This is a genomic window from Zophobihabitans entericus (genome assembly GCF_011745665.1).
Lineage (GTDB): Bacteria > Pseudomonadota > Gammaproteobacteria > Enterobacterales > Orbaceae > Zophobihabitans > Zophobihabitans entericus.
The window spans coordinates 166,224-178,807 of the sequence record NZ_CP050253.1 but is presented as its reverse complement, the minus strand read 5'-3'; the positions used below and the strand labels follow the sequence as shown (position 1 = coordinate 178,807).

Annotated in this window: 12 protein-coding genes; 3 read left to right on the top strand and 9 right to left on the bottom strand. The window is 40.6% G+C overall.

The window, feature by feature from the left end; translation table 11 throughout:
• Entirely contained in the window at positions 1 to 405 is a 405-nt protein-coding gene (mutT, locus tag IPMB12_RS00885) for an 8-oxo-dGTP diphosphatase MutT (protein WP_166914031.1), read from the top strand.
• A gap of 62 nt (positions 406 to 467) precedes the next feature.
• Here the strand turns inward: mutT and IPMB12_RS00880 are convergent, their stop codons facing one another.
• From IPMB12_RS00880 to IPMB12_RS00870, 3 genes are read right to left on the bottom strand one after another with little or no spacing between them, the layout of a single operon-like run.
• Positions 468 to 1,826, bottom strand: coding sequence for an NCS2 family permease (locus IPMB12_RS00880; protein ID WP_166914029.1), 1,359 nt, complete (start codon positions 1,824 to 1,826; stop codon positions 468 to 470).
• Between the two features lie 9 nt (positions 1,827 to 1,835).
• Positions 1,836 to 2,342 carry a type 3 dihydrofolate reductase gene (folA, locus tag IPMB12_RS00875; RefSeq protein WP_166914027.1) on the bottom strand — a complete coding sequence of 169 codons (507 nt, stop codon included), beginning with the start codon at positions 2,340 to 2,342 and terminating at the stop codon, positions 1,836 to 1,838.
• A 31-nt stretch (positions 2,343 to 2,373) separates the two neighbouring features.
• Positions 2,374 to 3,438 (bottom strand): MJ1255/VC2487 family glycosyltransferase, encoded by a 1,065-nt coding sequence (locus IPMB12_RS00870; RefSeq protein WP_166914025.1) that lies wholly within the window; start codon positions 3,436 to 3,438, stop codon positions 2,374 to 2,376.
• 186 nt (positions 3,439 to 3,624) lie between these two features.
• Here IPMB12_RS00870 and IPMB12_RS00865 point away from each other — a divergent pair, with 186 nt between their 5' ends.
• Both IPMB12_RS00865 and IPMB12_RS00860 read left to right on the top strand, forming a co-directional pair.
• Positions 3,625 to 5,085: an LTA synthase family protein gene (locus IPMB12_RS00865; protein WP_166914022.1), complete on the top strand. Its 1,461-nt coding sequence runs from the start codon at positions 3,625 to 3,627 to the stop codon at positions 5,083 to 5,085.
• 4 nt (positions 5,086 to 5,089) lie between these two features.
• Positions 5,090 to 5,719, top strand: a complete 630-nt coding sequence (locus IPMB12_RS00860; RefSeq protein ID WP_166914020.1) for a LysE family transporter — start codon at positions 5,090 to 5,092, stop codon at positions 5,717 to 5,719.
• Between the two features lie 11 nt (positions 5,720 to 5,730).
• On the opposite strand, the gene IPMB12_RS00855 is transcribed toward IPMB12_RS00860, so the two are convergent.
• The 6 genes from IPMB12_RS00855 to IPMB12_RS00830 form a co-directional block, all read right to left on the bottom strand.
• Complete coding sequence (locus tag IPMB12_RS00855) at positions 5,731 to 6,507, bottom strand: ABC transporter ATP-binding protein (RefSeq protein WP_166914018.1); 777 nt, start codon at positions 6,505 to 6,507, stop codon at positions 5,731 to 5,733.
• The gene (locus IPMB12_RS00850) at positions 6,507 to 7,253 is read right to left on the bottom strand and encodes an ABC transporter permease (protein WP_407704060.1); all 747 of its coding nucleotides are present in this window, start codon (positions 7,251 to 7,253) and stop codon (positions 6,507 to 6,509) included. The genes IPMB12_RS00855 and IPMB12_RS00850 overlap by 1 nt, the downstream gene beginning before the upstream one ends.
• A 188-nt stretch (positions 7,254 to 7,441) precedes the next feature.
• Positions 7,442 to 8,446 (bottom strand): ABC transporter substrate-binding protein, encoded by a 1,005-nt coding sequence (locus tag IPMB12_RS00845; RefSeq protein ID WP_166914014.1) that lies wholly within the window; start codon positions 8,444 to 8,446, stop codon positions 7,442 to 7,444.
• A gap of 193 nt (positions 8,447 to 8,639) precedes the next feature.
• Positions 8,640 to 10,082, bottom strand: a complete 1,443-nt coding sequence (gene dacB, locus IPMB12_RS00840) for a serine-type D-Ala-D-Ala carboxypeptidase (RefSeq protein ID WP_166914012.1) — start codon at positions 10,080 to 10,082, stop codon at positions 8,640 to 8,642.
• A gap of 6 nt (positions 10,083 to 10,088) precedes the next feature.
• Positions 10,089 to 11,399, bottom strand: a complete 1,311-nt coding sequence (locus IPMB12_RS00835) for a Na+/H+ antiporter family protein (RefSeq protein ID WP_166914010.1) — start codon at positions 11,397 to 11,399, stop codon at positions 10,089 to 10,091.
• 161 nt (positions 11,400 to 11,560) lie between these two features.
• Positions 11,561 to 12,562 carry a hypothetical protein gene (locus IPMB12_RS00830; protein ID WP_166914008.1) on the bottom strand — a complete coding sequence of 334 codons (1,002 nt, stop codon included), beginning with the start codon at positions 12,560 to 12,562 and terminating at the stop codon, positions 11,561 to 11,563.
• Positions 12,563 to 12,584 lie beyond the last annotated feature (22 nt).

The window sequence follows — 12,584 nt, the reverse complement described above, 5'->3', positions numbered from 1 at the left end:
ATGAGAAAACATATTGAAATTGCGATAGGTATTATTCGTTCTCAGGATTGTAAGATTTTTATTACTCAGCGCGGTGAAAATTCTCACCTCGCCGGGTTTTGGGAATTTCCCGGAGGCAAAGTTGAACCGAATGAAAGTGTGTACGACACTCTGGTACGTGAACTGGCTGAAGAAGTCGATATTCATGTACATGACGGGCACTTTCTGAAAACCGTTAAGCATAGCTATGATGATCGTGATATCACTATCCACGCTTATTTAGTTGAACACTGGGATGGTGTGCCTTTTGCTAAAGAGGGTCAGCATAGTCGCTGGGTTGAACTGGATGATTTGAATTCAGATGAGTTCCCGGATGCAAATCGTTCACTGATTGAGATGCTTAAAAATCTTGATAAAAAACTTTAATAAAATCAAAGAGTTATATTTTTAATTGTAACTCTTTGATTTATTTTTATATTTTTTCTTTTCTAACCTAAGTTAGCCCAGCCACTGGCATAGAATACTACCAGTACAATAGCGATAATCACTGTACCGACATTAAGCTTTTTCACTTCACCAGAGAAAATTCTGCCAACAACCAGCGTAGCGTAACCCAGCATAATTCCCGTCACGATATTACAGGTAAAGACAATAAATACCGCACAAACTAGTCCAGACATGGCGCCGACAAAATCACTGAAATCTAATTTCGTGACGTTAGATAACATCAGTAAACCGACATACATCAGAGCCGGAGCAGTAGCATAAGCCGGGACTAAATAAGATAGTGGTGAGAAAAAGATAATCAGTAAAAATAGTACGCCAACGACAACAGCGGTTAAACCGGTACGACCACCAGCTGCTGTACCTGTTGCTGATTCAATATAGACAGCAGCAGGAGAGGTACCAAGTAGTCCGGCAAAAATGCTGCTGACTGAGTCGGCAGTTAATGCCTTACCACCATCGATAATTTGGCCGTCTTTATCAATTAAATTAGCCTGACCAGCAACAGCGCGGATGGTGCCTGTCGCATCAAAAATAGCGGTCATTACCAGTGCTAAAATAGTTGGCAATAGTGATAGTTTGAGAATGACAGAAAAATCTAAACTCATCAGTAGCGACTGTCCGTTACTGTCAGTTAAAGAAGGGACTGCAAATAAACTGGTATATTGCACGTTAGGGTCAAAGATTAAACCAATAATTGAGATGGCAATAATGACCAGCAAAATAGCGCCGGGTACCTTCTTCTTTTCAAGACCAATGATTGCAGCCAGTCCAAACAGTGAACACAGCACCGGGAAAGAGGTGAAATTACCAAAAGCGACCGGAATATCAGAAGTGGTATTTTTAATCACCAGCCCAACCTGACTATTGGTGACAGCAATAATCAGCAGGAAAAGCCCGATACCAATACCTGTACCATGAGCAATGCCAATTGGAATATTGCGCAGGATCCAGCTACGTAGTCCGGTAATTGAGATTAAGGTGAAAATAACCCCCATAAAGAATACTGCGCCAAGTGCTTCCGGCAGAGTGATCGTTTTACCAATCCCTAAACTATAAGCGGTAAATGCGGCAAGGGAGATCGCACACCCAATTGCCATTGGTAAATTTGCCCACATTCCCATCAGAATAGAGCCCACACCGGCGATTAAACATGTAGCAATAAAGACGGCATCTGACGGAAAGCCAGCATGCTCAAGCATACCCGGCACCACGATGACCGAATAAACCATCGCTAAAAATGTAGTTAAACCAGCGATAACTTCCTGACGTACTGTTGAGCCTCTGGCAGAGACTTTAAACAGACGTTCTACTAAGGAACTTTGTGAAGATAGATTAGACATGCTTTTCCTCTAACGATTTTTTTCCAGAATTTCAAATTGGTAGTTATACGGGTTTTTATCATCAGCCTGATGATTTTCCTGAGTGATGACCTGCCACTGCTCAGCATGATAATCAGGGAAATGAGTGTCACCCTCTAAATCAGCACAAATATGTGTCAGATATAAACGATTAACCTTTGGCAGAGCTTGCTGGTAAATGTTACCGCCACCAATGATAAACACTTCCGGTACATTGCCCGCAACTTGTAGTGCTTCATTAATGGATGTGACCCAGGTAATTTCAGCATTGGCTGTTGTTTGTTTTGGTTCAGTAGCTGGCTGACGACTGATAATAATATTGTGACGATGGGGCAGAGGACGGCCAATCGATTCAAAGGTTTTACGACCCATAATCACCGGTTTATTTAAAGTATTTTTTTTAAACCAGGCCAGATCAGCTGGCAGATGCCACGGCATCTGGTTATTTAGCCCAATAACGCGATTATTTGCCATTGCAACAATAATACTAATTATCATGTCATTCTCTCTGATAGTTACTGATTAAAGACTATTGATTAAATCCCAGTGCCTGAATCTTTTCTGCTACATGTTTAGGAAACTTAACTTGCTTCCATAAGCGCTGGCTGAGTTCCTGTAATTCCTCTTTTTGACCGGATACAATCCATTTAGCCAGTTCAGTTGCAACGTCAGGATAGATAATCGCTTCCTGAGAAGGTTGTGCTAACCACTGAGTAACGATTTGTTCATCCAGCGATGACATCACCGTTGCCATACCTAGTTGTTCTAAACACTCAGCATTGTAAAGTTGTTCAAATTGTCCGCTCAGAGGCTTAGTCAGAATCTTTTTACCCAGCACGAGAGCCTCTGAAATAAGAGCAAAACCGGTATTAGAGATAATACCAGAGCAACAAGACACTGCGGTCGTGAAAGAGGTTCGGCTAAGGGGATGAAGAGTAATATTCTTCTCGACTGAATATTGTTTTATCTCCGGGTGGAAACAGATAAATGAGTAACCTGGGAAATGTTTTAATAATTCTTTGATATCTTGCAGTGATTCAAAAGGCAGATAAACGACAATACTACCGTTTTCTCCTTGTGCTTCCAGCGGATCGATCATTGGTGGCATAATTGGATGACCGAAATGAAACCAGTGTAAACCAATTGGCCTGGTAACCGGTGCGTAGAATTTCATAATCGCTTTAGCGATCAGCCCGTATTGTTTTGGTTGCATATATAAGCAACTAGCCTGATTACTAATCCCCAGACAATCTAAATGCTGATGGCGTGCTGACCACGCACTAACAGGCTCAAAATCACTGATAATGCAGTCATATTCTGACAGATCGAGTTCTTTAACATCTTTGATTAAACGGAAAGCCCTGATACGTTGGACGGTTTTTCTTAAGTTAATTTTGCCATTTTGCGTGGCAAAACTCATACCACGAAAGGTACGATAGTGACCAAAAGCCTCCATATCAAAGTAATCTTCTGGTGGGCGACCACTAAAAATGTAGTCTACATCTGCTCCCGCAGTTTTTAAGGCTACCGCAAGTGTCCGGCAGCGACTGATATGTCCGTTTCCTGTTCCTTGTACTCCAAAAAGAATACGCATTATTTTTATTCTACCTAACCTGATATTGTGGCAAATATCATACCAGACGCGGTATCGAATTATAAGAATTTTTGCGTGATTTTTATCAGCTGAGATTTATTGATCAAGACAAATTGTGAGATTGGTTTTATACTACGCACCTATCTATTCTTATATAAATAAAATAATAAAGATATTATGTTTTCTATGATCCCATTTTCAGCCTGGTTTGTGTTGCCTATTCTGCTTTTGGCACCACTTTTGGCCGCTTTCTTTAAGCAGAAAAAGATACAAATTCCAATCATTGTATTTTTTACTGTGATTTCAGTGACTGAGCTTGTTTCCATCTACTTTAGTGGTGGTTTTGTTGACTATCAGTTTTATGTAAATCTTAATCTGCATGATATTTTTGCAGGTCTGTTTATCTTTAAATTACAGGCTGCGTTGGCTATTGGTAGCTTTGTTGTTTTAGTTTGTCTGCTTTATTTATTGACACGTTTACTACGCAGAAAAACGAATATCTTTTTCCGCTGTACATTGATTGTGATAGCTATTGCCAGTATTTCTTACAAAGATGGTCCGATTAATAAGTTATATCAGATTTGGCAGATTACCACTGTAAGTCGTACTGATTTTGTGCCCGCTTTAGAGCAGCTGGGGATGACAGATTATGTGATGAAAGCAGACTTGCAGGCAAGCAAGGGTAAGAATATTGTAGTGATCTCTCTTGAATCCTTTGAACGAGGATTCCTGGCTAATTTTGGGGTCACGCCTAATTTAAATCGTTTGTCCTATAAATATACTTTCTTTGACCATATTCCGATGACAATGGGGAGCTCGTGGACGACCGCCTCTATGTATACGTATATGACGGGAATGCCATTTTTGGTTGGTGGATTGACTACTTCTCCATTGACTGGTGCACAAAAGACACAGCTAGTCAGCATTGGTGATGTGCTGCATAAAGCAGGTTATCAGACCGGGTATATTATGGGTAATCCTCATTTTGCTGGTATGGGGCATATTATTTCTATGTTTGGGATTTCGGTTATCTCTGAAGCTGACTACCCAAATGCTTATCCGGAAGCACCGTTTGGATTATACGACCGGGATATTTTTGATATCGCTAAACTTGAAGTTGAAAAGATGCGTACGGCTAAACAGCCTTTTGCTTTATTTATTTCAACCGTTTCAACTCATGCGCCGGATGGTTTTGCAGATGAGCGCATGACGCAAATCATTAATAATAAGTACACAGGTATGGATTTTGTAGCGGCTTCTCTTGACCATAGTTTAGGTCAGTTTATTAACTATTTAGAAAAAGAGAAATTACTGGCAAATACTGTGTTTTATATTTTCCCTGATCACTTAATGATGGGCGCCGGGACAAAAACGATTGAACAGCTTTCAGAACGTTCCCGTCAGCTTTACCTGATGACTAATGCCACGGAAGAGCAGCTAAAGGCACAAACTAATCATATTATTTATCAGATTGATTTACCGAGGCTGATTTTAAATGGTGCTCAGATTAAAACTAATGCCAGATTCTTAACCGATTATTTAGGGAAAGATACTGATAAACAATCATTTATTCAACATTATAAAAATACGATTGCAACCATTAACTATTCAGCAGAAGTTCTGCCTGATGATGTAAAACAGGAATAAGACTATGCAATCATTTTGGGAAATGTCCGCGTTTGTTTTTACTATCGCTTTACTGGCGATGATTTCACCCGGGCCTGATTTTTTTATCGTTCTAAAAAATAGTCTGAGATATACCCGCAAACCAGCCATGATGACTGCTTTTGGCGTCTGGATGGGTGTGATGACACATATGATTTATTGTGTAGCCGGTATTGCTATTATTATTACCGCCACACCTTGGTTGTTTACTCTGCTGCGTTATGCAGGGGCTGCTTATTTGATCTGGATTGGTTTAAAAGCGTTGTTTGCCAAAGCAAGTGGGGCAACGTATTACAATGAATCAGCAGTCAGAGAAGACGTGCCACTAAAATCGGCTTTTATGCAGGGATATTTATGTAACTTGTTAAATCCTAAGGCAACACTGTTCTTTTTATCTATTTTTACTCAAGTGTTGAATGCTGATTCGTCTATGGGTGATAAGCTCTGGATTGCCTTTATTATTACTGCTCAGGCACTGGTTTGGTGGCCGTGTGTAGTTTATTTATTCCAGTCACAATGGGTACAGCGTCGCTTTTTTAAAATACAATTTTTTATTGATAAATTACTAGGTATCATATTGATTTTACTTGGAATTAAAGTGGCTATTGGCTTTTAAAGTATGAGTCGCTAAAGCAGCGACTCACTGTCGATGTCCTGATGAATATTGTCTAAAATTTCCCGATGTAGTTGAATAAATGCCTGACTGGACATCACTTCTTTATCTCTTGGGCGCGGTAAATTCACATCAAAAATCTGTTTAATCCCTTTCTCTTTCACTGACAGCATAATGACTCTGTCCGAGAGATAAATCGCTTCTTCCACATCATGAGTGATAAACATTACCGTTAAACGATGCTGTTCCCAGATTTTGGTCAACAGTTCCTGCATCTGATAACGGGTAATGGCGTCGAGCGCGCCAAAAGGTTCATCCATTAACAAGATTTTAGGACGATAAGAGATCGCCCTGGCGATTGCCACGCGCTGCTTCATCCCACCGGAAAGTTGATTTGGATACACGTTAGCAAATTTAGAGAGTTTAACCAGTTCAAGATGCTCCCTAGCGACTTTTCGACTTGCTGCCGCTGAGTAGCCTGCTGCTTTTAAGGCAAACTCGATATTTTGTAACGCTGTGAGCCATGGCAGTAATGTATAAGTCTGAAATACCACTCCACGATCAAGCCCCGGACCATTAATTGGTACATCATCTACCAGAATCTGACCACTATCAGTATCTTCAAGTCCTGCGATGATTGACAGTAAGGTGCTTTTACCACAACCGGATGCACCAACCACGGAGACAAATTCATTATCTTTAATCGATAAAGAGAGGGATTTTAAAACTTCACGGCGAGTTTTTTCAAACGCAAAGCTTTTATTTAATTGATGGATGGTTAAATTTGCCATTACTTAGCCCTCACATTGTAACGAAAGAGGACTTTCTCACATAAACGCATCATCTGATCGGTAAATAGTCCAAGTAATCCAAGCAGCAGAATATAACCAATAATGGTATCTGTCTGGAAATAGCGCTGTGATAATACAATACGGTAGCCAAGACCTGATTGAGCCGCGACCAGTTCAGCAAGGACAAGCCAGGTCCATGCCCAGCCTAAACTAATTCTGAGTGTATCCCAGATAGCTGGAAACGCTGATGGCAGAACAATTTTAAACAGAATCTTACTTTCACTCATCCCCAATGTGCGCCCAAGGCCAATAAAATCGGCTGGTACACGTTTAGTTGCATCAATAACCATGAGTACCTGCTGGAAGAAAGTACCAATCCAGATGATCAGGAATTTCTGTTCATCACCTGTCCCGATCCAAAGAATAGAGAGTGGAACAAAAGCGACTACCGGCATATAACGAATGAAATCAACAAAAGGTTCAACAATAGCTTTGCAAAAACTAAAACATCCTGCAAGTACACCAACAATAATTGCCATAACAGAAGAAATTAAAAAAGCGACCATAATGCGGTAGATACTGACTTTAATATCACTCCAAAGAGTTCCGTTTTGCAAGAGTTGAGTGAGCTTATTCCAGACAGCGGTAGGTGTTGGCATAAAGATTGGTTTTACCAGACCTGATGTTGTTGTCGCCCACCAAAGCAGAAAAAGAACAGTAAACACGGTGATAGTAATCGATAACATAGTGCGTCGATTTAAGGGACGACCGATGACAAACAAGCGATTATAGCGATGTTTTCTTATGGGTGTCGTCACCGCTTTTTTTGAGGGTGGATAATGGCTGGTCATAGCTACTTATATTTTTTCCGTACAAATTACCAAAGATAAAGTTGCCATAAATGGCAACTTATCACAATAAGATGAGTGTATTTTTATTTAAATGCTTCAACAAATTGGCTATCTACAACTGTCTCAAAAGTCACCGGACTCATCATCATTTCAGCATCGGTGGCGGCTTTTAGAATTTGGGAGAAGATATCTTGTTTAAAATGACCACTGAATTCTGCTTTATTATCCGCTACTGAGTAGAAACGCACACCGTCAAATGCACTGCTGACTTCTTCCGGCTCTGCACCTACGCCTTTAGCAATAATATTGCGTCCGTCTGCATTATGAGAGTTATAGTAATTGACAGCACTATCCCAGCTTTTAATTAGAGCCAGAACCTGATTTGGTCTTTTCTCGATCACTTCATCTCTGACAACAAAGACATCACTAATAATACCCGGAGCATCATTGCCACTAAACAGAGTGACAACAGTCGGGTCAGTATTATGGGCAACTGTTAAATAAGGCTCATAAGTTACTGCTGCAGGAACACGTTTAGCAATTAAAGCAGAACCAGCAGAAGCTGCAGGCATTGGTACCGGAATGATATCACTCCATGACAGACCAGCTTGTTCTATGGCACTGCGTAACAGAATATCACTAGTCGTGCCTTCTTCATAAGCCACTTGTTTACCTTTTAAATCGGCAAGGGCTTTGATGCTGCTATCAACAATCAGTGCATCGGCAGTTTGGCTGGTATCAAGAAGCAGAACGATTTTAACTGGTAAACCAGCTGATACCATACTCATTGCTGTGTGAGTTGCCACATTGGCGCCATCAATCTGCCCACTGGCAAGTGCGGCATTAATGTCTTTATCTTCGGAGAAATTAAGCATTTCTACCTGAGTCAAACCATTATCACTAAACAGGCCTTTTTCCTGAGCAACATACCACTGACCATAGCCAAGCCATGGTTGAATACCCATTTTAAAGGTTGGTGATTCTGGTTGAATGTTGTCGGTATTTAGCGCAGCAGAAGCACTGAAAACCGTACCCATAAATAGTGATGCAAGCAAAGTGATAGAGTAACGAAACGGCGATCTTTTCATTATAAAATTTCCAATCAGTAGAGAATATTACAATGTAAACTAATATGAGCAGCTTTGTACAGAGAGGATTACGTTTTTTAATGCGTGCATTCGATTAATTCATAATAGAGCTGGGATGATAACTTTTAATAATACAAAATTCAGCGATGTGCTAGCCATGCGCTAAAAACAGGTGTAACAAAGATAAATATAACTATTTGATTTTATTAAATAAATTTTTGTATAAATCTTCTTCAAACTTCATCACAGCTTCATTAGTTAATTTTTCATCTTCTACCGGATGGCTGTAGCCAGTAATGAATTGAACAAAGGCAAAGGTTTGCCCGCTTTCTGTAGTGAGATAACCGGCAAGATTATACGTTCCCTGCAGATAACCTGTTTTGGCCTGAATCACTGATTTTAGTGGTGTATAGCGCACGCTATTGCGGTGTTGTAATGTACCATCAACACCGGAAACGGGTAACATTGCAATAAGATGCAGCTCTTTATCATGAGCAGCGATATATTGCAGAATTTGCATCATCTTGTCCGCACTTAGCAGATTAAGTCTGGACAGGCCAGAGCCATCAACGATGACACTATTTTGCAGATCAATGCCCGCTTTATCGTTCAGAATTAATTTCACCGCGTCGCCACCATTGCGCCAACTACCGGACATCTTAAAATATTGATGTCCTATCGTTCTGAACACAGTATCAGCAATCTGGTTATTCGATTTTTTCAGCATCTCAGTTAATAGATCTGGCAGTTTTGCTGACTGAGCAACGGCAATAGGTGTCAGACGTTTTTGATCATACGGTTTATTTTCTACAAACTTACCAGTAAATGTCAGATTATGCTGCTTGAGCAATGACTGGAAAATAGCGGTAAAGTAATCAACCCCGTCCTGTACGGCAAATTGAAAATAGCGTTTATTTTCCCCTTGCTTTACACAACCGGTGAGCTGATAGTGATTGTGATCTTTAGCAATAATATCCAGTTCACAATACTTATCATCACTTTCTTTACTCGTCGTAATCACCTGACTGGTTAGTGTGACCGGATATTGCGCAGCAACAGTGACTTTGGCTTTTTCTCCTACTTTGGTGGGCTCTAAACCGGCATAGAAACAGTTACCATCAATAGTTGCTGCAGAAGGTGGTGTGTTGTAGCAATAAGTCAGATTATCCCATGACCAGCCCGGAGCTTTGTCATGACTGGTAAAGATTGAGGTGTCGATAATAATATCCCCCTCAATACGTGACACACCTTTTAGCTTAAGCACATTAAGCATTTCACTGACTTTTTGACGAGTCAGAGTTGGGTCACCACTCATTTGTAAAATCAAATTACCTTTGAGCTTACCCTGTTCAATTTTGCCATCGGTCTTCATATAAGTAACAAACTGAAAATCAGGACCAAGCTCGAGCAGGGCTGCCAGTGCTGTTACTACTTTTTGGGTACTAGCGGGTGAGAACATCTGCTGGTTGTGATAAGCCAGAATCGGTTTACTTTCTTCTCCAACAGGTTGCACCAATAAAGCGGTATTGGTGCCTGCAGGTAGTAGCGACAGGTCAGGCTCGATCTGAGCAGCCTGACTGAATGTGATAACGCCGCTAAAAAAACTGATTGCGATGAAGTAAATGACTCTGTTCATTATATTCTACAGAATTAGTGATCCTGCCCATCCTGCAATAAAAAGCGGAATATTAAAATGAAGAAACGTTGGAATAACGCTATCACGAATATGATCGTGTTGTCCATCAGCATTTAAACCGGCAGTGGTTGCAAGGATGGTATCAGACGGCGGTGAACCGGCATCACCAATGGCGCCAGAAGCTCCGATTAGACAAACAGTTGCCATAGGAGAGAAACCCAGTTGCATACAAAGTGGCACATAAATAGCGGCAATAATTGGAACGGTTGAGAATGATGAACCGATACCCAGCGTGATAATTAAACCAACCAGCATCATCGCAAAAGAAGCGACTACTTTATTGCTACCAAACAGTTCAACGCTTTGATTAACCAGTGGGGTAATCTCATCAGTTGCTTTTAATACTTCAGCAAAGCCCTGAGCTGAGATCATCACAAAGCCGATCATCGCCATCATCTTAATACCATCAGTGAACACAACGTCTGCTTCTCCCCACTTAACGGTCCCGGTGGCAATAAAACAGATAAATCCAACTAATGCACCCAGGATCATAGAACCGGTATAAAGTTGAATAATAAAAGAGAGAACAATAGCAATCAGTGAAACAATCAGGGAAGAACGATTTAGCTTAGGCTGTGATTCACTATTTTTGACGTGATTCAACTCATAATTTCTTGGCTTTCTATAGCTGACAAAGATAGCAAACAGGAGTCCGGCAAACATTCCCAGTGCAGGAATCGCCATGGCGTGCATCACGTTGATACCTTCAACACTCATTCCCGCGTTAGTGATATTTTTTAACAGAATTTGATTTAAGAAAATATTACCAAAGCCAACCGGTAAGAACATGTACGGCGTAATTAAGCCAAAAGTCATGATACAGGCGATCATTCGTCTATCCAGATGCAGGCGAGACATCACATAAAGTAGTGGTGGAATTAATAACGGAATGAAGGCGATATGAATAGGGATCAGATTTTGTGAGAAAATACTCATGGCAGCAATCACCATGATCAGAATCCATTTAATCTTAGTTTTGGCACTATCATTAACCAGTTGCTTAATTGCGATATCCGCTAAGGCTTGAGGTAGCCCGGCTTTTGAAATAGCAACAGCAAAAGCACCAAGCATGGCATAAGACAGGGCGATAGTTGCACCGTTACTGATACCATTATTAAAGGCCGTCAGAGTTTGATCTAAAGAGAGGTTACTGCAAAGACCACCGACAAACGCACCAATGATAAGACTGATAACAACATTAACCCGGCAAAGTGAAAGCACGAGCATACAAAAAACAGCAAGTAAAACAGCGTTCATTGTTTTTCTCTTTTAGTTATGAAGCGAAGAGCTTAAGTGACAATTAGAATTACGGAAAGCGGAAAGTATACTGGAAAACGGCCGGATAATAAATTATTACTCGTCAGAGATTGAAGCATATTCTGCGATGACCGATAAAATCACCGCAGAATGATTATTGATTAGCGATCAAAAGGTAACAGAACGCCTCCGCCTTCTGTCTGTTTGACATACTCAAGAGCAACTTTTTGATCAATTGGGATCAGTTTACAGATATTCTCTTTAGTGGCTTGGCCTTCATTGACTTTAGCGAATGAGAACACATCCGTCGTGCGAGAGATGGTTGCTAAACCTACCAGTTTTTCTTCATGTCCCAGCAGACGATTGCTATAGGTATCGGTAATTTTAGCACCTGTTGTAAATAGCTGGCATTGTGAGTTCACTGTTAATGGTTGGTCTAAAACGATTTCACCATTTTCAAGCACAGCCACGACACGAACCGGGTAGATATCATTGATAATTTGATCTTTAACGATATCTGCCACTTTACCAATTGCGTTTTCAACTGTTTGTTTGACTGAAGTATTGTAACCTGTATCTTTTAACTGATAACGAACAGTTTTAGTTAGTGCCACTTGATTAGTTTTAGCATTAACTATTTGATAGTTCAGAGCAATAAAGACAACTTTCTCGTTCACTCCCTGACCCGTCGCTTTGAGGATACGTAATGTCTCAGAAGCGTCGATTTGAGTCAAAGTACTGTGCAGTAGATAATCAGCAATACTGTCATCTTTTGGTGCAGGAGTTACTGCATTATCACCTTCAGTCACTTCTTCATCGTCTGTGACATTTTCTGCCACAGGCTGTTGAATGGCATTAGGTACCACGATATCAAATTTATGTGTCTCATTCAGCGCTCTTGATAGTTCATGAGAAATAGACTGAGACAAAATATTTTGTGATAGCGACGGGATAGGTAAGTTAGCTGCATCAACACGAGTTGGCAGTACCGCGACTTTATAGCGTTGTGTTTGTGCTTCACCAAAACCATTTATCGTTGTTGGCTGTGTGGTTGGTTCAGTTGTTGCTTGTGTATTATTCTCATCAGCATTGTTTGCTGATGAGCTACAAGCAGACAGAAAGACACCTGCACATAAGCCAAGCAGAGCAAGTCGTTTATTCATCTTTATTTTCCTTTCAACAAGT